We start from the raw sequence: 24,254 nt of genomic DNA, 5'->3' as shown, positions 1-24,254 counted from the left end.
TCGTCACAGATGTCGCCGCGCAACGCAAGGAACTTCGGCCTGGCGCGACCGATGTTGCTGGCCAGAACCCACCAAATTGAGTGATCGAACGCGTCGCGGCGACGATTCCCCCGCTTGATTGGGCGTGATCGTCACGAGTACAACAGCGCTGGGCCGCGTCGTTCACCGAGCTCGGCGGATCGTGTCGCGCCGCGTCGGTAGAGACGCGCGGACCAACCAGAATCACGCCCACCATCACTCGTCTGCGACACGAAAGTCATCACTTCGATTCTCTGGAACTCACATTGTGAACCGAGGAATTCTCTGTCGGATGCCGGTCTTATTTCTGCTGCTGATCGGCATGGCCGCGGGTTGCGGTAGCCGGACCTCTAAGGTCGCACCGCCGCAGGCACCAGTCGTCCCGTGCAGCCAACCGGTGAAGCGGGAAGTCACCGACTACGTCGACTTCACCGGCCGCACCGACGCCGTGGAATCCGTCGATATCCGTCCGCGAGTGACGGGCTACCTCGTACAAATGCCCTTCAGCGAAGGGGCCGAGGTCAAAGAGGGGGACCTGCTATTTGTCGTTGACCCTCGTCCTTATAAGGCGCAGCTCGATCAGGCCGAAGGACTGCTCAAACTCTACGAAGCGCAGCTTGCGCTCTCTCGTACTACTTATGCCCGCGACATCAACATCGCGAAAACGCCTGGCGCCGTTAGCTTGCAGCAACTGGACCAGGACAAGGCGGCGGTCGGCGAGGCCGAAGCACAGGTCGCCGCCTACCAGGCTAGCTTGGAGGTCTACAAGCTGAATCTGGATTTCACCAAGGTCACGTCCCCGATCAACGGTCAGATCAGCCGCTACTTCCTCACCCGCGGCAACCTGGTCGTGCAAGATCAGACGCTGCTAACAACCGTCGTTTCAACCGACCCCATGTATGCCTATTTCGACGTGGATGAAACCACGTTGCTGCGTATCAGGCGGGCCGTCAGCGAAGGCCGCATCCCCGTGCCCCAGCGCGGACAGGTGCCGGTTCTCATGGGGCTGCCGGGGGAAGAAGGATTCCCGCACCAAGGGAATATTAACTTCGTCAACAATCAGGTTAATCCGACCACCGGCAGCATCTCGTGGCGTGGCGTCTTTCCCAATCCCAAGCCAGCCACAGGATTTCGATTGCTCTCTCCCGGCATGTTCCTGCGGATGCGTTTGCCGATCGGAGAGCCTCACCCGGCAGTGCTAGTCGTCGACGCAGCGATCGTGGCCGATCAGGGACTTAAGTACGTCTATGTCATCGATGCAGATAACACGGTGCAATATCGCCGTGTCACGACGGGTCCGCTGGAGAGCGACGGTTTACGAGTCGTTCAGGAGGGTCTTAAGGGGGACGAGTGGGTTGTGGTTGGCGCCTTGCAGCAAGTCCGTCCGCGCATGCAGGTCCAGCCAGAGAAAATGCCGATGCCTTCGCTGGGTACACAGGAGACGCCTGCCGAATCCAAGAGCGCCGAGTAATCTGAGAGGACCGTTTCCCCTGGACAAGAATCAAGCCCAGCGACCGCTCGAGTTTGCCATACCCACGCCGCGGTGATTGTTGTGACACAGGCGTCGGGTCGCCGGCGTGGTCGCCGCATCGAACACATTTCCGTTGACTGATCGCAGCGCATGATTTCACACTTCTTCATCGATCGACCGATCTTTGCGGCAGTGTTGTCGATTGTCATTACGCTGGCCGGCGGGATCGCCGCCGTGAACCTGCCCATTGCGCAATATCCACAGATCACTCCTCCCTCGGTACAGGTCTCGATCAATTATCCCGGCGCGAGCGCTCAAGTCGTCGCGGCTACTGTTGCCGCCCCTATTGAGCAGCAGGTCAATGGCGTCCAGGGCATGCTGTACATGTCGTCCCAGATGGGCAACGACGGCTCGTACACGCTTACAGTCACATTCGATCTGGGAATCGACTTAAATACCGCCTTGGTGATGGTGCAAAACCGCGTGGCGCTGGCCATGCCGCAATTGCCTAATCAGGTGCAGCAGCAGGGCATAACGATCAAGAAAAAGACGCCAGACCTGCTGATGATTATCAACTTCACGTCGCCGGACCATCGCTACGACGACGTCTATCTCAGCAACTTCGCCATGATTTACGTCAAAGACGAGTTATTTCGCGTGGCGGGTGTTTCCGACATTACGTTCATGGGGCAACGGGACTACAGCATTCGCGCCTGGCTCGATCCGCAAAAGCTGGCATCGCGCAACATGACGGCCAGCGACGTGGCCAAGGCAATCCGCAGTCAGAATATCGAGGCGGCTGCCGGACAGATCGGACAACCGCCGGTGAATGGCGGTCAGACGTCGCAGATGCCTATCACAACGCTCGGCCGACTTTCCTTGCCGGAGCAATTCGCCGACATCATCGTCAAGGTGGGCCAGAATCGTCCCACTGGACCGGCATTGGCCGCGTCGCCGTCAAAACGTGCCGTCGGACTGGCTTTGCCCGGCTCGATTAGCCCGATTCAGAACTTCGCGACGATGGGAGGCGTGGTGAGCGCGCGAGTCGTGGCCAGCAACATCGGTGGCGGAGTTTCGACGGCGCCGCTCTCGACCGCCACAAGCACATCGGGCGTGGGCACAACCTCCTCGACTAACTCGTCATCGGTCGGCGTGCAATCGATCAGTGGCGTTACAGGTGGCGGTGCGACCGGGGGCGGCGCGATGGCTGGCGGCGGGGGAACGACGGCCGGCGGCGGGGCCAGCAATGGCGGCGGAACAACCGGCGGCGCCGCCTCGGGCGGAACCACTACTAACACGACGTCCGGCCCCGGGACCATGGCCAGCGGTGCAACCTCTAGCGCCATGACCGGTCTGTCGGCAGGCAGTATGTCGGCAGCCGGAGGCAACGGCACGATCAGCGGCGCGACCATGGGGCACGGGCCGCTTAATCCATCGGCCACGATTGTCCGCCTGCGCGACGTCGCCCGCGTCGAACTGGGAGCGCAAAACTACAATCAGGCGTGTACCTTCGATGGTCAGCCCTCGGTGGGGCTGGGAATCCGCATGCTGCCGGGCACCAATGCGCTCGACGTGGCCGATCGCGTGCGCAGCAAGATGGATCAACTGCGGACGCGCTTTCCCGAAGGCGTCGATTTCGCGATCGCCTACGACATCACTCCGTTTATCCGCGAGTCGGTGGCGGATGTGGTGCAAACTCTCTTCGAAGCCGTCGTGCTCGTCGGCGTCGTCGTGATGGTGTTTTTGCAGAACTGGCGGGCGATGATCATTCCATTGATCGCCGTGCCGGTGGCCATTGTGGGCACGTTTGCCGTGATGTTGGTCCTGGGCTTCAGCCTGAACAACATTTCGCTGTTCGGTCTGGTGTTAGCCATTGGCATCGTGGTCGACGACGCCATTGTTGTGGTCGAGAACGTCGAACGCTGGCTGGAGCAAGGTTTGAGCCCGCGCGACGCCACCCGCAAGGCCATGGAAGAAGTCACAGGGCCCGTGATTGCCGTGGCATTGGTATTGTGTGCAGTGTTTGTGCCGTGTGCCTTTATCAGCGGCATCATCGGACAGTTCTTTCGGCAGTTCGCTGTAACGATCGCGGTGTCGACGGTTTTCTCGGCGATCAATTCGCTCACGCTTAGCCCGGCGCTGGCTGCGATCTTGCTTCATCGCAAGGAACACGCCGCGCCAAGCACCGACGGTGGCCCGCGGCGCTTTCATGTAGCGCTCCTCCTGCGCCCCTCTCTGCTACTGTCGTTGTTCTATCGAACATTCAACGCGGTGTTTGGCGCGAGTACCGCGGCCTACGCTTGGGTTGTAGGCATTATGTTGCGGATCAGTGCCCTGGTGCTGTTGGCGTACGTGGGGCTGGTCGTGCTGACGTATTGGGTGTTCGTACAGGCGCCCACCGGATTCATTCCGCAACAAGATCAGGGCCGGTTGATCGTCAATATCCAATTGCCGGACTCGGCATCGTTAACGCGTACCCGAGAAGCCATCGCGCAGATTGAAAAGATTTCGTTACAGACCGACGGAGTAGCCCATACGACAACGGTGGCCGGCTTGTCATTTTTGCAACAAGCCAATAGTTCGAACTTCGGTTCTATGTTCGTGGTGCTGGCCCCCTTCGAAGAGCGAAAGGGGCCGGCCATGACCGACATCGCGATCATGGCCCGGCTGCGCGCTGCCTGGAAGAAAGAAGTCAAGGACGCGCAGGTGACAGTCTACGGGGCACCACCTGTCCCAGGCCTCAGCGTAGCGGGTGGATTCAAGCTGATGGTCGAGGATAGCGCCGGCATGGGCTTGGCCACCTTGCAACGCCAAACCGAAAAGCTAATTCAAAAGATGCAAGCCGAACCCGGCCTGACCGGTGTCTCAACGCAGTTCCGATCGAACACACCACAGCTCTACCTGGATATCGATCGCGCCAAGGTTGCGACGCTGGGTGTTTCGCTCGACGAGTTGGATCAGACTTTGCAGATTTACCTGGGCTCGCTGTATGTCAATAGCTTCAACGCCTTTGGGCGGTACTGGCAGGTTACGCTACAGGCGGAAGGAGATTTTCGCGATCGCACGTCGGATATCAATCTGCTGCAAGTGCGCAACGGGCTAGGACAAATGGTCCTGTTGGGAACGCTTGTGAATGTGCGCGAAATTGGCGGCCCCATTTTCGCCACGCGCTATAACTTATATTCGGCCGCGCCGATCATCGGCAACACGCATCCCGATGTCAGCACGGGTGACGCGATCGCGACCATCGATCGACTTGTGGCAGAAAACCTGCCCCTGTCGATGAAGGCCGAGTGGACCGAGTTGATGTTCATGCAGATTCGCGCGGGCAATACCGCCATGTACGTGTTTGCGCTGGCCGTGGTCTGTGTCTTTCTGGCTCTCGCGGCGCTATACGAAAGCTGGTCTCTGCCGCTGGCCGTGATTTTGGTCGTGCCGCTCTGCTTGCTCTGCTCGGTGGTGGGTGTTCTCTATACCAAGACCTCTGTGAATATCTTCGTACAAATCGGCTTGGTCGTACTCGTTGGGTTGGCGTGCAAGAATGCCATTTTGATCGTCGAGTTCGCGCGCCAGTTGCACGAGGAAGGCCGTCCGCGCTTCGAGGTGACCAAGGAAGCTTCCCGGCTGCGCCTGCGGCCGATCCTGATGACCTCGTTGGCATTTATTCTGGGCGTAGTACCGCTAGTCGTGGCCGAGGGCGCAGGGGCCGAAATGCGCCGCTCGCTGGGAACGGCTGTCTTCAGCGGCATGCTCGGCGTGACACTGTTCGGCATCTTTCTCACACCGGTCTTCTTCTACGTGATCCAGGGCTATGGCGAAGCGCGCGGCGCGCGGCGCGGGTCGACGCGCCGCATTGCTACCTCTCTGCTTGGTAGCTTGGCCGGCGCGGCTATCGGTTGGAGCCTGGCGTGGGCCGGCTTTGTAGCTCTTCCCTGGGGCCCCGTCGTCGGCGGTAGCATCGGATTTCTGATGACCATCATGGCCTTGGCGTTGCGACAGCGGATTGTCCAGCGACAGAGGCCGGAGCCACGGAGCACAGAACCGTGACGAACAACAATCCCCGGCCCGCAAGCTGCCCCGCCAGCATGACAAGATTCGATAGTGCCATTGGCTATCGCCACGGCATGTTCAGCCGCACCGCGCGGCAACTCCAAGGATGTTTGGCGTGATATCTCATTTTTTCATCGACCGACCGATTTTCGCCTCTGTGCTGTCGATCGTCTTTGTGCTGGCGGGCGGGGTCGCCGTGTTCACGTTGCCGGTGGCGCAGTATCCGGACGTGACGCCGCCGACGGTATTAGTGACGGCCCTCTATCCGGGCGCCAACTCGCAGACGGTGCGCGATACGGTCGCCGCGCCGATCGAGGCACAGGTCAGCGGCGTCGAGGGCATGATGTACATGTCCTCGCAATCCACCAACGACGGCGTCTATAGCCTCACGGTGACCTTTCGCCTGGGCATGGACTCTGACATGGCCCAAGTATTGGTTCAGAATCGCGTCTCGTTGGCGTTGCCGGTCATACCGCCGTTGGTTCAGAACGAGGGCATCAACGTCAAGAAGATGTCCCCCAACACGATGATGATCGTGAACCTGACTTCGCCGGACAACACCTACGACAGCATTTTCCTCAGCAACTATGCCACGATCTACATTAAAGACGAGTTAGGCCGGCTGCCGGGCATCGCGGGCATCACCTACCTAGGCCAGCGCGATTACAGTTTGCGAGTCTGGCTCGATCCCGACAAACTGGCAGCGCTCAACCTGAGCGCGACCGACGTTGTGACTGCCATCAGCCAGCAGAACGTGCAGGTCGCCGCCGGCCAGATCGGACAGCCGCCGGTTTCCAGGAGCCAGCAGTTTCAACTTACGATCAACACGCTCGGCCGGCTCACCGATCCGGACCAGTTTGCCGACATCATCCTCAAGACGTTTCAGACGAACGTACCATCCGACCAATCCGGATCGGCCGGCATCTCGGGCGGCGCGTCCCAGACTGGCGGAACAACACAAATGAACCCGCCGCTGGGCGCTAGCACCAGCACTTCGACAGGCATTGTCCGGCTGCGCGACGTGGCCCGCGTTAGGCTCGGGTCGCAGCAATATGATCAGACCTGCACACTGGACGGGAAACCGTCGGTGGCATTGTCGATCTATCAGCTCCCGGGATCGAACGCGCTGGACACCGCCGCCGGCGTCTACGCCAAGATGAACGAGCTGAAAACCCGATTTCCCGAAGGGCTCGATTACGAGATAGTCTACGATACGACCCCCTTTATTCGGGAGTCCGTCGACGAGGTATTCCATACCTTGCGCGACGCGGTAATCCTGGTCGCGATCGTGGTGCTGGCCTTCTTGCAAAATTGGCGCGCCACGCTCATCCCGCTGATCGCCGTGCCTGTGGCTATCGTGGGTACGTTTGCCGTGATGGCCGTGCTGGGATTTTCGCTGAATAATCTCTCGCTCTTCGGGCTGGTGTTGGCCATCGGCATCGTTGTGGACGATGCCATCGTGGTGGTCGAAAACGTCGAACGCTGGCTCGAGCAGGGGGTTCCGCCGCGCGAAGCCGCCCGCAAGGCCATGGACGAAGTGACCGCACCGGTGGTGGCCGTGGCGCTGGTGCTGTGCGCCGTGTTCATTCCGTGCGCGTTTCTGGGTGGCATTACCGGCGAGTTTTTCCGTCAATTTGCCGTGACCATCGCGGTGTCGACCGTCATCTCCGCCTTCAATTCATTGACCCTCAGTCCTGCCTTGGCCGCCATCCTGCTCAAACCGCACGGAGCGCGCCGCGATCCGCTCGATTGGCTCTTGAATCTGGTGCTCGGGCGTTTCTTTCGACTGTTCAACGCGGCCTTCGGCGCGGGCACAGCCGTTTACACGCGCCTGGTCCGGATCATGTTGCGCATCAGCGTCGTCGTGCTGGCGGTCTACGGTGGCCTGCTGGTGTTGACGTACTGGCAGTTCGTCGTCGCGCCGACGGGCTTTATTCCTCAGCAAGACAAGGGCTACCTGCTGCTGAATGTCCGGTTACCTGACTCGGCGTCGCTCGAGCGGACGCAAAAAGTCATGAGCCAGATCGAAGGGATCGCTCGCGAAACGCCAGGCGTCGCCCACACGGTAAGCATCGCGGGCAAGTCGTTGATCTTGAATGCCAACGCGCCGAACCTGGGTTCGATGTACGTGTTGTTGAAGGGATTCTCCGAACGGCATGGGAGCGAGTTGACCGCCGACGCCATCTCGGACTCATTGCGGGATCGGTGCGAAAACGAAGTCCGCGAGGCCGTGGTATCGGCATTTGGTGCCGCGCCCATCGATGGCCTCGGCACGACCGGCGGCTTCAAGTTCATCATCGAAGACCGTGGCAATCTCGGCTTGGGAGATCTGCAGCGCGTCAGCGATCAGATCGTCGCCCGTGGCAATGCCACGCCGGGCCTGCTAGGGCTGTTCAATAGCTCGCGCGCCAACACGCCCTGGCTGCAGCTGGACATCGATCGCACGAAATGCATGGCGCTAGGAGTACTCGTCAGCGATGTGTTCAGCACGCTGCAGGTTTACCTAGGCTCGTACTACGTGAATAACTTCAATGAATTCGGCCGCACATGGCAGGTCAATATTCAAGCCGACCAAAAATTTCGCGACCGCGTTCCGGATATCCGCCAACTGCAAGTCCGCAACAATCAAGGTCAAATGATCAGACTCGGCACCCTGATGCAAGTGCGCGATACGAACGGGCCGGTGATGGTGATGCGGTACAACATGTACTCGGCCACGGCCGTCACGGGCAATACCGCGCCGGGCGTCAGCTCGGGTCAGGCAATCACGCTGATGGAAGAGATTGCCGACAGCGAGCTGCCCCGCTCGATGGCTTTGGAATGGACCGAGCTGACACTGCTGCAGTTGCAGATCGGCGCCGCGGCGATCTTTGTCTTTGCGCTGGCGGTCGTTTTTGTGTTTCTCGTGCTGGCCGCGCAGTACGAAAGTTGGGCCTTGCCGCTGGCCGTCATCCTGGTCGTACCGATGTGTTTGCTATGCTCGATCGTGGGAGTGCGTCTCGGTGGCTTGGAAGTAAACATCTTCACGCAGATCGGCTTCGTCGTGTTGGTCGGACTGGCCAGCAAAAACGCCATTTTGATTGTCGAATTTGCCAAGCAGCAACAGGAACAAGGCGCGCCGCGTGGCGAGGCGGTTCTGGAAGCGAGCCGCTTGCGGTTACGGCCAATCCTGATGACCTCGCTAGCCTTTATTCTCGGCGTCGTTCCGTTGGTGCTAGCACTCGGCGCGGGTGCCGAGATGCGGCGCGCGTTAGGACTGGCCGTGTTTAGTGGCATGCTAGGCGTGACCGTCTTCGGCCTGTTCCTGACTCCCGTTTTCTTTTATGTCATCCAGGCTTTCGCTTGGAAGACGCCCGTCGCTGAAAAAACGCCCCCCGCAGAACAGCGGAACGACGCGTCTTCCTCTCACGCTCATTAGTTGATCAGCGGTGGCAAATCCCCGCAATTGCCGCTGGCACGCGTCGTAGGATCTCCCGCGCCAGGCCGCGGTTCAATGCTGCGCTTGCAAAGTCGTAATGCAATCGCGCATTTTTGTCGACGCCGTTGGAGGTCGACGCGATAATCGCAATGGCAGTCGCATGTGGGCCATCGGCTGCACGGAGGAGCGTTCGTGCGGGATGCACGTTTCCGAGCCATTGTGCTCGCGGCGGGTGGTTGTTTTTTACTCGTGTGTTGTCGGGGACCGTGGGCCCGCGCGGCGCCAATTTCCAGTTACCCCATCGCGCAACAGCCGGGTATCTGGCCGCCTGAGACACCTCAGGTGAATGAGTACACGCCCCCGCCCGGCTATCCGCTGGCCACCGAGTATTTCTACGCGCTGCAAGACATTAACAATCCTGCGCCGGCCACGGTCGATCTGGATTGGATGCAAGTGGATGCGATCGTCAATGGCAAAGACACGATCATTGTCAGCAATGACTACGGATCGGGTGCCGGTCAACAATCGCATATTTCTGGCGATTTCACGCTGCGCAGCGATATGGTGACCGAGGTTCCTGGCAACATCGCATCGGGTTGGACGACAAATGCCGTGGTCATGACGCCGAGCGCTAACCCGTCCGTTGCGTATTCAGCCTGGAATGATGTTCCGGGCCTGGTGCCGGCCGGCGCTACGGACGTATATGTCGAGGCGCGACTGCTGGTCACCGGATCGGCGGTCGCGCAAATCGGCCTCGACTATTGGAACAGCAGTCTGACGGCGAATGTTAACGGCGCCTTTGGCGGTTTCCGCATCTTTGCCAGCCCTGACTGGCAAACGGTCACGCTGGGATTTCGTCCCGCGATACCGGGCGACGTTAACTCGGACGGCGTAGTCAATGGCCTCGACATCGGCGTGGTGGCAAGCCACTGGCTGCAGCTCGGCACGTCCCCCCCGGGCGACGCCAACGGCGATGGTCTTGTGAATGGCCTGGATATCAATACGATCGGGCTGAACTGGTTGCAGACATCCGCAGCGGCGGTGTCGGTGCCCGAGCCGTCGGCGTTACTGCTCGCCTCGTTAGCCTGCCTTGCGTGGTTGACCGGTCGACGATGGTTGGCGCGCGGGCAATGCGCATGATTTTCGATCAAGTGTTGCCCTGACGGTTGCGGTTCTATATCCTGCCGCGGTTTGCGTGCGAAAGAATTAGCCGAGCTCGATTAAGAGGCCCTCATGTCCCCAAACGGCATGTGGGTCTTTTTTTGTTGAATCTGTCAGGACGTGATCCCGGGTGGCGAAGACACTGAGACAGGGAGCAAATTCTCGAAAGGAACTTCGTCATGCACAAAAGGCAAGCAATTGTGTTGTTGGCGTTTGCAGGATTTTGGTTGGGTGTTGCTGCGACCGCTTCCGCCGATATTTCGATTACCGACGGATTTGAGAACCCCAACGGCTATGATTTGGCTGCCTCGGGAGGCGGTTCGGCCTCGATCAGGCCATCTCCTGACCCTGCCTATGCTGGAGACCAGTCATTGCGATTGTCCCTCGGAAGCGCTTCGGACTATGCCCGCGTGAAGCTTGATATCAGCTCCTCGAATATTACGCTCGGGCAGATCACCTCCGCAGACTACTTCGTCGATCGCCTCCCTACTTCAAGCGACCAGTTACCTTATCTGATCCTGTCGATTAACACCCCGGGCAGTGGTGGCGACAGCACTCTGGCCGTGATGTACAACGATCCTGCCTCGATTACGCCAAATACCTGGACCGATCTGACTGTCGATCCCAACCAGACGCTGTTTCACATCGAGGGTGACACGAGCGGGCTATTGACGCCGAGCAGCATGACCCTCGCCCAACTGGACGGTAGCGACTACTCTCCTGGCATGTCGTGGGGTAGTTTCTCCGTCAATTTCGTACGCATCGGCTATGGCTCGGCAGGAGATGACGAGACTCCGACGACGGCTTATGTCGATAACCTCACGATAAATGCCGCTTCGCCCGTCGTTCCCGAGCCAAGCACAATCGTAGTCTGGTCCGGCCTGATCATTCTGGGATCGGTTGCGCATTGTAGGCGCCGACGAGTTACTTGAGGGCCGCAATCGGCCAGCGGGTTCGGCCTCATTACGTAGTTGAGTTACGAAGCGCGAAACTGGGGGAGCGGAACGCAATCCAGATGAGGACGCCTGGTAAGCCGCGGCGGCTCTCTCAGGCCAGGATATCGCGGATCACTTCTCCGCGCACGTCGGTCAGGCGAAAGTCTCGCCCCTGAAACCTGTACGTCAATCGCGTGTGATCCAGGCCCAGCAAGTGCAGGATCGTGGCCTGCAGATCGTGTGGGTGCACCGGTTTTTCGACGGCCGCCCAGCCCAACTCATCGGTCGCGCCGTAGCTGATTCCCGGTTTCAGGCCGCCGCCGGCCATGAACATCGAATAGGAAAACGGGTGATGGTCGCGACCGAGGAATTTGCCGTCTTTGGTTCGTCCCTCGCGAAACGGCGTGCGTCCAAATTCTCCGGACCACACGACCAAGGTCTCGTCCAATAGTCCGCGCTGCTTGAGGTCCTGGATCAGCGCCGCGACGGGCTGATCCATCGACTTGCAGCGCTTCACCAGGCCCGTCTCGATCTCCTCCACGGCGTTCGTGCCGTGAAAATCCCAACCCCAGTCGAACAACTGGACAAAGCGCACGCCACGTTCGACCAGTCGGCGCGCCAACAGGCAATTGTTGGCGAACGTCGCAGCACCCGGCTGTGCACCGTACGCGCCCAGCACGTGGGCCGGCTCCTGCGAGATGTCCATCGTTTCGGGCACGACTGTCTGCATGCGAAACGCCATTTCATATTGGGCGATTCGCGTGGCAGTCTCTGGCTGACCGAGCTTCTGCGCTTCGATGGCATTGAGCTCATTAAGTGCGTCCAGGCTCAGCCGCCGCAACGAGCGGTCCATTCCCTCGGGATCCGTCAAATACAAAACCGGATCTCCACCGGTGCGGCATTGCACGCCTTGATAGACGCTGGGCAAAAAACCGCTTCCCCACGCCACCTTGCCGGCACTCGGCAGCGAATTGCCCGAGACAAAAACAATGTAGCCGGGCAGATCGCGGCTTTCGGATCCCAGTCCATAAGTGACCCAGGACCCCATCGAGGCGCGTCCCTGAGCCCGTGGAAAGCCGGTATACAGCAATAGTTCGGCAGGCCCGTGATTGAACTGTTCGGTCCAGGCCGACTTGATGATCGTTAAGTCGTCGGCAACGCGTGCCAGATTTGGCAGGGCCTGCGACATCCAGGCCCCGCTCTCACCATGCTGCGAGAATTTTTGTCGGGTGCCCAACAGCTTGGGAGTTCCGCTTGTGAAAGCAAATTGCTTCCCCTTGGTAAGCGACTCGGGGCAATCCTGGCCGTCGCGCGCGACCAGCTCCGGCTTGTAGTCGAACAGATCAAGATGCGGTGGCCCGCCCGACATGGAGAGAAAAATGACATTCTTTACCCGCGCGGGAAAGTGTCCCGGCTTTGGCAAGAAGGGATCGGCTTCCGCGGCGCCGCTCGTGGCAGCCGCGCCCTCTCCCTGCTCCATCAGCGCCAGGGCGACGCCCCCCAACGCCATGGCCGAGTCGCGCAAGAAATGGCGGCGCGTTCGCTGCATCGCCAGGTTCAGAGCATGCGTGTTTGTCATGGCATCACGGCTTTGTCAAAGTTTCGTCCAGGTTTAACGCGACATTGGCAGCCACGGTCCAGGCCGCAGCCTCGACGTCGTTGGTCCCTGGTGGCAGCGGACCGAGCGGTTTTGTCGCTAGCGCGGTTGCCTTCGCCGGATCGCGCGCCAATGCAGCACGCACTTCGGTGTACAAGCTTGCGATACGTTCGACTTCGCTGGTCGTAGGCGTTCGGTTCACCGATTGCTTCAACAGCCACGCGGCGCGACTTGTCGTGCTGTCCCCTCCTTCGGAGATTACGCGCCTTGCCAACGCCTGTGCACACTCGACGAACACGGGGTCGTTCAGCGTCACCAGTGCCTGTAGCGGCGTGTTGGTGCGCATGCGGCGCATGGCGCACACGTTGCGCTCGGGCACGTCAAACGCCACCATCGAAGGGTAAGGGAGGTTGCGCCTCCAGCGAGTGTAAATCGCGCGGCGGTGGCGGTCCTCTCCTTCGCTGGTCTTCCAATCGGTGCTGCCACCGAAGGCCGCCGCCAGGCCAAGCGATGGTTGCGGTGGATGGACCGGCGGGCCATACATCTTGCTGCTCAACAGCCCAGAAATGGCCAACGCCTGATCGCGCAACATTTCGGCGGACAACCGCACGCGCGGCCCCCGCGCTAACAGCCGATTGTGTGGATCGCGGTCGGCGAGCGCCGCATTGACCGCGGCCGACTGTTGGTACACGGCCGAGGTAACGATCAGTTTCAGCATGTGCTTGGTGTTCCAACCGCTTGCGCGATATTCCACCGCCAGCCAGTCCAGCAACTCGGGATGCGAAGGGGGCTCGCCCTGGGTGCCAAACTCTTCGGCCGTTTCGACAATGCCGCTGCCGAACAACTCTTGCCACAGCCGATTCACCGCTACCCGTCCGAAGAGCGGATTCTCGGCATCGACCAGCCACCGCGCCAGGCCCAGCCGATCGAGCTTGGTTTCCGTCGGTGCCGGGTGCAGCGCCGCAGGCACACCGGGGCTTACCGCCTCGCCAGGGCTGAGGAATTCGCCGCGCAGAAAAATAAAGGAAGGTCGCGGCGTCCCATCGCGCATGATCGGCACCGTGCTGCTAACTTCCTCGAGTTTCTGCTTGCAGGACTTGAGCCGCTCGTCGGCAGCCTTCCATTCATTAGAAAGGCCACGATGGTATGCCAGCAGCTTGTCCTGCTGCCCCTTGTCGCGTTTGTCTGCCGCGACAGCGAGTATGGCGACGATTTCTTGAGGTGGTGCAGCCGGGGTCCCCGCGTCAGCTGGCGGGGTGCCGCTTGACGCGGCCTCCTGCGACTTGCCGTCGGGCGTGGCGGCAGCCGGCGCCGCACTCTTTTCCCACTCCGCTTGAGCTTCGTCACGACGCTTGGTTTCTTCGTCCCACGAAGCCTGGGCCGCGGCGAGATCGGATTTGGCTGGTGCATACTCAGCATCCCGATCTACGCGCGGTGTCTCAACGATCGGATTGTCGGTGTTGAAATCGTCGGTGTTGTTGAATATCGAAAACACCTGATAGTAATCGCGCTGGCTGAAGGGGTCGTATTTGTGATGATGGCACTGGGCGCAGGCCATCGTCGAGCCCATCCATACCGAGAACGTCGTGTTCACGCGATCGACCACAGCAGCGTGACGAAACTCCTCCAGGTTTACGCCCCCTTCGGTATTGAGCTGCGTATTGCGATGGAAACCGGTCGCCACGATCTGCTCGGTGCTGGCATTGGGCAGCATGTCACCCGCCAATTGCTCGATGGTGAACTGATCGTAGGGCATGTTGTGATTTAGCGCCGTAATCACCCAATCGCGCCATCGCCAAATCGTGCGCGGACCATCGGGCGCATACCCTTGCGAGTCCGCATAGCGCGCCAGATCGAGCCACACGGCGGCCCAGCGCTCGCCATAGGCGGGCTTGGCCAGCAATCGGTCGACCAATTTCTCGTAGGCGTCGGGACGTAGATCGGCGATAAATGTTTGCACTTCGTCGGCCGTGGGGGGCAAGCCCAATAAGTCGAGCGATACGCGGCGGATAAGCGTCTCGCGACCGGCCGGCGCCGACGGGACCAGCTGCTCCGACTCGAGCCGCGCGAGTACGAAGTGGTCGATCGCGCCGCGCGGCCAGCTTGTGTCGCGCACCGCTGGCAGCGCGGAGCGCACCGGCTTCACGTATGCCCAATGCCTGGCATAGTTGGCTCCAGCGGCGATCCATTGGCGCAGCGTTTCGGCCTCGGCCGGCGAAACGTGTTTGCCGGTCTCTTTGGGCGGCATCGCTATGTCTGGATCGGCGGAGCACACACGGGCGATCAACTCGCTGTCGTCGGGCTTGCCGGCCACGATGGCCCGCCGGCCGCTATCGAGCACCGCCGTGGACGAGGCGCCGTCATCGAGTCTCAAACCCGCCTGACGGACTGCGTCGTCAGCCCCATGACATGCGAAGCATTTGCTGGCCAGGATAGGACGCACGTCGCGTAAATAGTCAGGCGCATGGGCGCCGACAATTGTCGCCGTCACGATCACCACCAGGACGCCTAACAGCGATCCTCTGTGCAGAACGGATGAAATCGAACGCGGCAAGACGCACACGCGTGCAGGCTCCGCAAGGTGGGGGAAAGAGGCGGGAGAAAGCCCTTTCAGGATACATTGCGAGCACGGGGCACAACAAGCATCGAGGCACAAAGGTGGGAGGATTACGCTGCCGCTTGATCACAGCGGCCTGGCCGGGGCGAGAATTGTGGCCCTTATTTCGGCAAAAGGAATGTGCCTGCTGACCCACGCCCCCCGTTGCCTTCGTACTTTTTGCAGATTTCAAACCTGCCGCGGCGGGCGCTATTTGGCTGTCGCGAGCCAGCGGTCGAGTTGATTGGCGAATGTTTGCCGGTCGCGGGGCGTGAAGTTCGACGGCCCACGCATGATTCGTCCCCCGCCGCGCATGTCGTCCACCAGGTTGCGCATGGCAAGACGTTCGCCGACATTGGCGTCGGTATAAAGCTCGCCGCGTGGATTGAGCGCCTGGGCACCTTTCGACACGACATCCGCAGCCAGTGGGATATCGGCGGTGATCACCAGATCGCCTGGCTCGGCCAGTTCCACGATTCGCCGATCGGCGACATTCATGCCGCCAGAGACCAGTATCGTGGTAATGAGCGGAGAGGGAGGCGTTGCCAGAACCTGATTCGCCACGAGCGTCACTCGAATATTAGTTCGCTTCGAGGCACGATACAGCAGCTCCTTGATTGCGCCCGGACAGGCATCGGCATCGACCCAGATTTGCATCCTGATTAAGTCCTCAAGATCCGTGTCACTCGTCGGCAGATTATCAGCCCGCAGGACATCGCCATCGACGACATATTCTCAACGACAGTTGCCGTCGCTGATCCCTTGTCGAACATCTCGGGAATAGGCGTCATGGCTCGGGTCGTGGGAGGGTGACAAGTTCGCGCGAGAAGTCATCGAACACCGCTTGGCAGTCTAACTCGCTGCCGGCTGGCGCCGCGTGTAGTAGAACCCCAAATCGCAGCCGGAACGTATCCCCGCCGGCGACGGCGACGCGACTTTCTTTCGCATCGCCGAAGACCTTTTGACCGAAAGGATTGGCAACCAGTAGTCCATAATCGCGCGCATGAAAACGAGCAGTCCGGAAATTCGCGGGATCGGGCATAATAAGCACTCCGACGCGTTGGCCCGCCATATCGCCGCGATAATCGCACCACGCGGCCGATTTTCCCCAGATCTGCTTTTCATCAATTCGTCCCGCGGCATCGACGATGTGCCCACCGGATTTAACGGCGATGGGCGTTGCTACACGGACTCCAATCCCCATCTCTTCCTGGTCGCCGAAGTAGAATCCCTGTTCGTCGGATCGAAAGACTGAGTCGCTCACCAGCAGGTAGCCCGCCGATGTTTTGCGTATCGTGTACCGGCAAATCTCGCGACAGACGACCCGTTCGGGGTTGTCCGCCTGACAATAGATGTTTTCTACGCCGAAACTTCCTTGCCGCTGTGATCTCTTGGGCTCTTCGACGAATCGATCGTGCCTGACCCGAGCTTGCAGACGCCAGTAGTCCTGGCCCGAGATGTCGTCAAATGCCAACCAGATGCCCGGATGAAATGTGGCGTGATCGGTGAGGTCTTGGCCCTCCACCGGCGGATGATTACGCGTGACTTGAATGCCGCCGGGCGCATGCACATGCGCGAAATAAGGCCGGGTAATCACTTTGTCCTGATAAACGTACGTCGCCAGCGGCTGCCCTTCGACGGTGATCACAACCTGTCCGGGGCGCTGCGAGAACTCGACGAGGCCCTCGGCCGCGGTATCCGTTGCCATGGCGCCAGCGGCCAATAGGGCTACGACCCAGAGATGCGCTGTTTGCATATGATCACAATCCTAATGAAAGTGGCCTAGCATCTTTGCCGATCGCTGCGCGTGCAGAATGATTCGACGTCGGAGGTTTTTCGGATGTGTGACACCGCGAATGCCAGGCCCATTCTATCATGCGTGGCCGTTTAAGCCGGGACTTGTCGATGGCCGTGGGACGCGCCTACAGTAATCTCTAACATCGTTGTCGGCCAGTTCTCGTGCCTTGTCGCATAGCCCGACGCTGTTACGCGGTCGGTAGGCGAGTACATTGTGGCTGTGATTGGTGCGTCGTAGTTTCCGAAGTTCGCAACGGCCCGCTCGAGGTGAAACGATGAAAACATTATGGGGTCGAGCTGCGGCAGCAATTGGATTCGCCCTGCTGGTTTGCACTGTGATGACCCCCCGCGCCGCCGCCAAGAAGCTGAACGTCGTCTTCATCATGGCCGATGATTTGAATTGCGATCTTGGTTGCTACGGTCATGCGCAGGTTAAAACCCCGCAGATCGATGGACTGGCAAAGCAAGGTGTACGATTTGAGCACGCTTATTGCCAATATCCCGTGTGCAATCCTTCGCGGGTTTCGATGCTAAGCGGGCGACGTCCCCAAACGACGCGTGTCGTCGACCTGGTGACGCCGACGCGCAGTACTTTGGGTGACACCGTGATGTTGCCCGAGTACTTTCGCAAGCGCGGCTACATGACGGTCAAGCTGGGAAAGATCTTTCATACCGGGGTAGGTTTCGAAGACCCGCGTTCATGGGATTTCGAGTTGACCGAGACCACCGAGGCCAAGAATCCGCCGACGGAGCAAATTGCCGAACGCCGCGGAGAGCGTGTTATCGTTTTGAACGCGGCGGATGACGCGACCTGGGATGGCCGTTTAGCGCGAGAGGCCGCGGCGCAACTTCAAAAGTTGCACGCCAAGCCGCGGCCATTCTTCTTGGCGGTCGGTTTTCGGCGCCCGCATGTGCCCTACATTGCGCCGCGGCGTTATTTCGAGTTGTACCCGCAGGACTCGATTCCACCGCTGGACGAGCCGGTCGCCCATCTGCAGGCGATACCGCGATTGGCGTTACCCTACATTTGTTACGGCGAGAAGAAACTCGATGCCGAAAATCGCGCCGCAATGGTTGCCGCCTATTATGCGGCGGTTTCGTTTCTTGACGCCCAAATCGGTGTCGTCTTGGACGCAATCGACCGTGCCGGCGCTTGGGAGGATACAGTTGTCGTGCTTGCCAGTGACCACGGCTACCATCTGGGCGAGCATGGCGGTCTGTGGCACAAGATGACCCTCTTTGAGTCCGCTTGCCACGTACCGCTGATCATCGCGGCGCCGCGCAGATCGCGTGGTAGTGAGACGGGGGGAATTGTCGAGCTGCTCGACTTGTACCCCACGCTCGTCGACCTGTGCGGTTTGCCGTCCGTCGCAGGGTTGGAGGGGATGAGCCTGGAGCCGTTGTTGCTCAATCCGCATCGCCCTTGGCAGCGCGTCGCGCAGACTGTGGTCAGCCGCGTGGACCGCCATGATGCGCACGGGGCGCTCGACCCCGACCGACTGGGCAAGTCGGTGCGCTCACGACGTTGGCGGTACACCGAATGGCCCGACGGCACGCAAGAGCTGTACGATTACGACGCCGATCCGCACGAGTATCACAATCTGGCCAATTCACCCGAACACGCGACCATTGTGGCCGAGCAGCGTCAGCTACTCACTGCTCCCCGCAAGTAAACCGCGCACTTGTGCGCTGCTCGCCACGTCGCCAGTAACCGAAGTGGCGAGGGGGGTCTTCACTATCGCGGTACGCGTCTGCTAGCGCAAACCACGCGTTCCAGCACGCTCTCTCTAAACTCGCCTTGACGGCAATGGCGCGAGAATGGTATTTGGTTATTGAAATTTGGACAACCAAATAAGGAGCCGCCGATGGCCCGCCCCCCGGCCAAGGAACTGACCGATCGCGAGTTGCAAGTGATGCAAGTCTTCTGGCAGAAGGGCGAGGCGACCGCCGCCGAGGCCCGCGACCGGCTTGCGGCTGCGGGCCTCGACCTGGCCTATGTCACGGTCGCCAATCTGATTCGGATCGTATGGGAGAAGGGCTTTCTGCTGCAAACCAACGGCGAACGGCCGTATTCGTACCGCGCCGCCAAATCGTTCGACGAAGTCTCGCAGAGCCTGGTCGGCGATTTGCTGCGTCGCGTGTTCCAGGGTTCTCGCGAACAATTGCTGCTTAATGTTCTCAAGCGGCGGCGACTGACGGCCAAGGAGCGGACTTTGCTGCGCGAGATCCTCGAGGAGCAAGGCCCATGACTATGCTCGGTGTCGCCGTGTTGCTGGGGATCATTCATACGTCGATCGTGGCCCTCACGACAATCTTCGCCCGGGTCTGTATCCCGCGCCACTTTGCCGCCGGCCGCGCTACGATCGGCGTGGTGGGCATGGCCTGCATGCTCGTTGTAACGGGGTTGGCATTGCTTCCTGTTCCGGGCGTTTGGCCGGCGGCGAGCACGCCGCTCGCGGAGGATCAGGTATTTCTCAAACCGGCGAAAGAACCGGGTGGCTTGCTAAACGGCATGCAGGGTGACACCTTTGCCGCGGTTACCGCGCCGGTCAGTGTTTCGCCTGGCTCGGAAAGTACTTTGTACGTGCCGTCCGTGTGGCAACGGCGCCTGAGCCGTGGACTGCGGCGGGCAACTACCGCGGCCGACGCGTCTTCGGGCGGCTGGCAAGGACTGGTGCTGGCCGTTGTTCTGGGCGGTTCGGTACTCAGTTTGATTCGCTTGCTGCTCGCGACGCGCGCCGTGCAGCGCCTTCGCCACGCCAGCTCACTGATCGCGGATGAATCGATCACGACTCAGGTTGAACTGTTTAAGCGGCGCTGCGATTGCCGACGTGAGATCGAGGTGCGCCAGACCGATCAGTTGTCGAGCGCGGCCGCCAGCGGCTGGTCCAGGCCGGTCATACTATTGCCGAAAGACTGGTCGCAATGGTCCGGCGAGGAACTAGCGGCTGTCCTGGCTCATGAAGTGGCGCACGTGCATCGTGCAGACTATCTCCACCGGCTGGTGGCGCTCGTCAGCGCGGCGATTTACTTCTACCATCCGCTCGTGAGAATCGCCGCGCGGTGGCTGGCCGCTGATCAGGAGTTTGCCGCGGATCGATTGGCCCGCGGCCTGGCAGGCGACACACAATCATACGCGCGGGGTCTGGCGCGACTCGCTCTGCGATATCACGAATCATGTCAGGACCAGCGCGGTTGGTCGAGCGTTTCGATCATGCCCCGTTCGTCGGACTTTCTAGCAAGGAGGCTGGAAATGCTACGCGTCAAGGATGTCTCGGCCGACAGGCGAGTCACAAGATTCATATCGTATGGCGCTTCTGGCTGTCTCGTGGCAGTCGCGCTGGCGACAGCCCTCCTCCGCGGCGCCGCCGCCTCGGACGACAATACCAAGGCGACGTCGCCGGCAGTCGTCGAGCCGGCGCCAGCACAAACCGAGCAGATCGCCGCCAGCGAACCCGCGGACTCGACCACGCCGGACCAGGACCTGTTTCGTCGCACAGCCTTTGACCCGGCCATGATCCGGCCGGGCGCAAGAGGCGGCTTTCTGATCCGCGTGGGCGATTTTCTGCGTCATCCCGAGGTTCGGCCGCACATCGACGCGCTAAACAAAGGATATGCGGAGTTCCTGCGCGTTTTCATAGGAGATTTGGCAAATCAGGTCGACATGCGCGACATCGAATGGATTGCCGGCGACCTGTTGCTATCTGCCAAACCGCCCGAAAAGTCGGGCGGCAATGCCAGCTTCACGTTGGGCACGGGAGGAATCGTGATTCGCACGACCAAGCCCGGCAATTTGCAGGAACTCGTCGAGGAGATATCCGGTTCCGTGCTGAAAAGCTTTGATGGGAAGCAGTATCTGCAGCTTCCCGTTTACCCTGCACTAGGTCCGGCTCCCCTGCGCATGCGGTTCATCGACGATCATACAATCGCCTATGGCATCGGTACCAAGGAAGACGGCGCGAACGCCGAAGCGGAAGCCAGGTTCCTGCGCAGATTCTTCGACGATACGCCGCGGCCTTGCCCCTGGGCCAGCGCGTGGCAGGCGGTCGACGGTGGGCTGATTACTTTGGCATTCGATAACAGCGAAGTTGGCTGGCTGGATTTACCAGAGCATAAGAGAGATCTCCCGGCGTTCGTCGATCCGCTCATTAGCAAAACGAAATATGTCGTGATGGGTTGCGATTGGACAGACAACAGCAACCGCTCTGGCATTCGTTTGCGTGCCACCTGCCCGGATCAAGAAAGCGTGAAAGAAGTCCATCTGGCAACAATGACGGTCTTGTCGTATTGGCCGGCATTGTTCTTGCAAGGGGGCGACTCTGTGGCAAAGTATCACAAGCGGACGTTGCAATTCTTTTCCAGCGTTGACGTTCAGCCCAGCTCCGCGGATGCAGAAGAGCATTTCGTCCACGCCACGGCCGACGTCGGCTGGGACGCGCAGGAGTTTATGGCCATCTTGCGGCAGGTGTGGGAATTGTCGAGCAATTGATGCGACCCACGGCCTGCTGCTCGGCGGTCGACGGCAGAAACTGCCGCATACGTACCCGCCAGATGATCACGGCGCGACGTCGAACTTTTGAATGCGGTGATTGAAGGCATCTACGATATACAGGCAGCCGTGGCTGTCGATCGCCAAGCCGTGCGGAGCGTAAAACTGGCCCGGTTTCGTACCTTCTTCGCCAAAGCCGGACAGGTATTCCCCCGCATCGGAAAACTGCTGGATGCGGCCGCCGATCGCGTTGCACCACAGTCGTCCTTGAGCGTCAAGACAAATCCCCGTTGGTCCCAGCATGTTCCCTTGGCCGAGGCCCGTGAATCTGTCTCCGAACTTGCCGGGGCCGGTCCCGTTATCACCCCAGGCCAGCAGCAGTTTTCCTTCCGCAGTGAATTTTTGTACGCGGCATAAAGGCGCCTCGGTCGTGAAAACATTCCCCTGCTTGTCGCAGGCCAGGAATGTGGGACCGGCAAAAAACGCCTTGGGATGCGGGGCGCCGCCGAACTCTCCGGGCTGAAACCCTTTTCGACCCCACTTCGTCAGAAACTTTCCCTGGGTATCAAAAACTTGAATGCGGCGATTGCACTGGTCGGCCACATAAACCCGGCCATCATGGCTGATGGCGATATCGCCCGGCAGATCGAACTCGCCATCTCCGTTCCCGGTTTTACCCCACTCGCGCAGCAGCTCGCCCGTGGCACTGAAGACGGCGACCTTGTCCCTTTTTCTTTCACCTTCGTAGCGTGACGGGGGAATACCAAAGTGGGCAATGAAAATGTCGCCGTTGTGATCCAACGCAATGCCGCCCGGAAACGGGGACGCGGCGAACGCGCTGAGGAACTTACCTTCGGAAGTAAATTTTTGGACGCGGGCGTTCGTAAAGTCCGTGACAAAAATCTCGTCGGCGCGATTGATCGCGATACCGATCGGGAAGTCGAACTCTCCGTTCTCAGAACCTAGTTGGCCCCACTCCAGCACAAAGCGAGGCGCCTTCGTCGCTGGCTCGCTGCCATGCACTGCTACGGGCCAACCTAGGCTTGCCACGGCGATGATATGCGCAACGACCAGCACGAACAAAGGGCAACAAACAGTGCGCGCCCGTTCGGATCGGTCAATGGTCGAGGTTGACCAAGACATGTTGCACAACCAGTAGCTATCGATTCGAGCCGTTGCCATTAGCCTCTCGGCGAAATATCAACAAAGTCCCGCGCTCGGCAGATGCTCATGCCATTTGGGCACTCAGCCGACCGAACGGCAGGCATAATTATCGGCTCGCCGAACTGTCGCGTCGAGGTCTCGCCGTGCTCGGGGGTTCGAGCAGTCCTGCGGCGGTTCTTCTCGAAGCATTCTGCCCGCTACCTTTCGGCGCAGATCTACTGGTCGGTAGGGCAGTCTGGGCTATGCCCCGGGTCGCAGGTTATGCCTATACTTAACGCGGCTACGGGGCCATGGGCTGTGGGAATATTGAACCAAGTATCGGCGTGCCGCCGCCGCGCGCGATACGAAAGGGCCGCTTGTGAATGTAAACAAGACCTGTCTCCTCGCCATGTTGGCGATCGCATCTTCGGCGCATGGTGGACTGCTGCAGGGCGAGGGTATCGGCGTCTATGGCGATAGCATGTCCATGCAGTATTCCTTCTGGTTGCCGTTGGCGCCGCAAATTGGCTACAACGTTTTCTACAACGGCACGCAACTCAATTGGGTCGATCTGCTGAACCAGAGCGGCAATGGCTAGAACTTCGGTGCGACGCAATCAGTCGACGGCGAAAACTATAACAATTACGATGCCGCGATTGCCGGCGACACTTCCGCGAACCTGGCCGACCAGGTCACCGCACTTCAGCCGTCGGTCTCCGCAGGCAGTGTAGGCCTCGTGGTCGAGATCATCGGGGCGAACGATTTCGACGGCTCGGAATATGGAACGATCTACAACGCCGCCGCGAACAAATCCTATAATCCGCTCACTGATCCCGGCGTGATCTCGTTCATGAATACGGTGGTGACCAACATCACCAACTCAGTCAATGCGACGCTGAGTGAAAACCCCGCCGAGAAGATGGTTCTCTCGACTATCCCCGACGTGGGCGTCACACCCGCATTCCGCTCCAGCTATTCGTCGGCGGCGCAGCGCGCTGCAGTCACCGAGGTGACGCAGGCCGTAAACCAGCGGATCATCGCCCTGGCGGCGCAACTCGGTTTTCCTGTCCTCGACCTGTACAGCGCGGCCAATCGCAGCTTGTCGCCATTGACATTCGGCGGCGTCACGATGTCTGACGTCGGGGGCAAGGTTGGCAAAGACGAGTTCCTCAGTGACGGCTTTCATCCCGGCACTGTGGTGCAGGGATTACTGGCCAACGCAATTCTTATGGCCGACCACCTGGCCTATCACGACCCGGTGAACTATCTGAGCGATCAGTACATCCTGACCAAGGCCGGCGTCGCGCACAGCAATGCCTCGACCACCTATTTCGATGTCTCGCCCTATGTCATCATCACACCCGAGCCGTCCTCGTTGGTGCTGGCGATCCTGGCGATGGCAGTTGTACCGTGGGCTGTCCGGCGAAGCGCCGTCGCGGCTGCGCCCCGTTAACCGGTCGAAAATGGTCTCAGTCACCGGGCGCGGACGCCACATCATCGCCCTGGCCCAAGCCGCCCTCGCGCAGGTACACTTGGTACTCCCGCGCCTGTAGCTCAGGGGATAGAGCAACGGTTTCCT

Annotated in this window: 14 protein-coding genes and 1 pseudogene; 10 read left to right on the top strand and 5 right to left on the bottom strand. The window is 60.2% G+C overall.

Annotated features, from left to right (window positions below; translation table 11 throughout):
* Window positions 1-310 precede the first annotated feature (310 nt).
* From VGG64_07305 to VGG64_07285, 5 genes are all read left to right on the top strand, one after another.
* The gene (locus tag VGG64_07305; protein ID HEY1599392.1) at window positions 311-1,489 is read left to right on the top strand and encodes an efflux RND transporter periplasmic adaptor subunit; all 1,179 of its coding nucleotides are present in this window, start codon (window positions 311-313) and stop codon (window positions 1,487-1,489) included.
* 150 nt (window positions 1,490-1,639) lie between these two features.
* Window positions 1,640-5,536: an efflux RND transporter permease subunit gene (locus tag VGG64_07300; protein HEY1599391.1), complete on the top strand. Its 3,897-nt coding sequence runs from the start codon at window positions 1,640-1,642 to the stop codon at window positions 5,534-5,536.
* A 118-nt stretch (window positions 5,537-5,654) separates the two neighbouring features.
* Window positions 5,655-8,957 (top strand): efflux RND transporter permease subunit, encoded by a 3,303-nt coding sequence (locus VGG64_07295; protein HEY1599390.1) that lies wholly within the window; start codon window positions 5,655-5,657, stop codon window positions 8,955-8,957.
* Between the two features lie 192 nt (window positions 8,958-9,149).
* Window positions 9,150-10,097 carry a dockerin type I domain-containing protein gene (locus tag VGG64_07290; GenBank protein HEY1599389.1) on the top strand — a complete coding sequence of 316 codons (948 nt, stop codon included), beginning with the start codon at window positions 9,150-9,152 and terminating at the stop codon, window positions 10,095-10,097.
* A 200-nt stretch (window positions 10,098-10,297) separates the two neighbouring features.
* Window positions 10,298-11,050 (top strand): hypothetical protein, encoded by a 753-nt coding sequence (locus tag VGG64_07285; GenBank protein ID HEY1599388.1) that lies wholly within the window; start codon window positions 10,298-10,300, stop codon window positions 11,048-11,050.
* 115 nt (window positions 11,051-11,165) lie between these two features.
* On the opposite strand, the gene VGG64_07280 is transcribed toward VGG64_07285, so the two are convergent.
* The 4 genes from VGG64_07280 to VGG64_07265 all read right to left on the bottom strand — a co-directional run bounded on the left by VGG64_07280 (window position 11,166) and on the right by VGG64_07265 (window position 17,002).
* Window positions 11,166-12,632 carry a DUF1501 domain-containing protein gene (locus VGG64_07280; protein ID HEY1599387.1) on the bottom strand — a complete coding sequence of 489 codons (1,467 nt, stop codon included), beginning with the start codon at window positions 12,630-12,632 and terminating at the stop codon, window positions 11,166-11,168.
* A 4-nt stretch (window positions 12,633-12,636) separates the two neighbouring features.
* Window positions 12,637-15,204 carry a DUF1553 domain-containing protein gene (locus VGG64_07275; GenBank protein HEY1599386.1) on the bottom strand — a complete coding sequence of 856 codons (2,568 nt, stop codon included), beginning with the start codon at window positions 15,202-15,204 and terminating at the stop codon, window positions 12,637-12,639.
* Between the two features lie 252 nt (window positions 15,205-15,456).
* Window positions 15,457-15,903: a YaiI/YqxD family protein gene (locus tag VGG64_07270; GenBank protein ID HEY1599385.1), complete on the bottom strand. Its 447-nt coding sequence runs from the start codon at window positions 15,901-15,903 to the stop codon at window positions 15,457-15,459.
* A gap of 130 nt (window positions 15,904-16,033) precedes the next feature.
* Entirely contained in the window at window positions 16,034-17,002 is a 969-nt protein-coding gene (locus VGG64_07265) for a DUF6807 family protein (protein ID HEY1599384.1), read from the bottom strand.
* Between the two features lie 316 nt (window positions 17,003-17,318).
* Between VGG64_07265 and VGG64_07260 the strand changes: the two genes are divergently transcribed.
* From VGG64_07260 to VGG64_07250, 3 genes are all read left to right on the top strand, one after another.
* On the top strand, window positions 17,319-18,716 hold the full coding sequence (locus VGG64_07260) for a sulfatase (protein ID HEY1599383.1): 1,398 nt from the start codon (window positions 17,319-17,321) through the stop codon (window positions 18,714-18,716).
* A gap of 192 nt (window positions 18,717-18,908) precedes the next feature.
* Complete coding sequence (locus VGG64_07255; protein ID HEY1599382.1) at window positions 18,909-19,292, top strand: BlaI/MecI/CopY family transcriptional regulator; 384 nt, start codon at window positions 18,909-18,911, stop codon at window positions 19,290-19,292.
* Window positions 19,289-21,532 carry a M56 family metallopeptidase gene (locus VGG64_07250; protein ID HEY1599381.1) on the top strand — a complete coding sequence of 748 codons (2,244 nt, stop codon included), beginning with the start codon at window positions 19,289-19,291 and terminating at the stop codon, window positions 21,530-21,532. Before VGG64_07255 ends, VGG64_07250 begins: the two co-directional genes overlap by 4 nt.
* 66 nt (window positions 21,533-21,598) lie before the next feature.
* On the opposite strand, the gene VGG64_07245 is transcribed toward VGG64_07250, so the two are convergent.
* Complete coding sequence (locus tag VGG64_07245) at window positions 21,599-22,714, bottom strand: 6-bladed beta-propeller (GenBank protein HEY1599380.1); 1,116 nt, start codon at window positions 22,712-22,714, stop codon at window positions 21,599-21,601.
* Between the two features lie 340 nt (window positions 22,715-23,054).
* Here VGG64_07245 and VGG64_07240 point away from each other — a divergent pair, with 340 nt between their 5' ends.
* Window positions 23,055-23,273, top strand: a complete 219-nt coding sequence (locus VGG64_07240) for a hypothetical protein (protein ID HEY1599379.1) — start codon at window positions 23,055-23,057, stop codon at window positions 23,271-23,273.
* Window positions 23,274-23,327: 54 nt separating this feature from the next.
* Window positions 23,328-24,128, top strand: a pseudogene (locus VGG64_07235) (SGNH/GDSL hydrolase family protein).
* The last annotated feature ends 126 nt before the right edge of the window (window positions 24,129-24,254 follow it).

It is taken from the genome of Pirellulales bacterium, assembly GCA_036490175.1.
Classification (GTDB): domain Bacteria; phylum Planctomycetota; class Planctomycetia; order Pirellulales; family JACPPG01; genus JACPPG01.
This window is presented reverse-complemented; position numbering and strand designations above follow the sequence as displayed.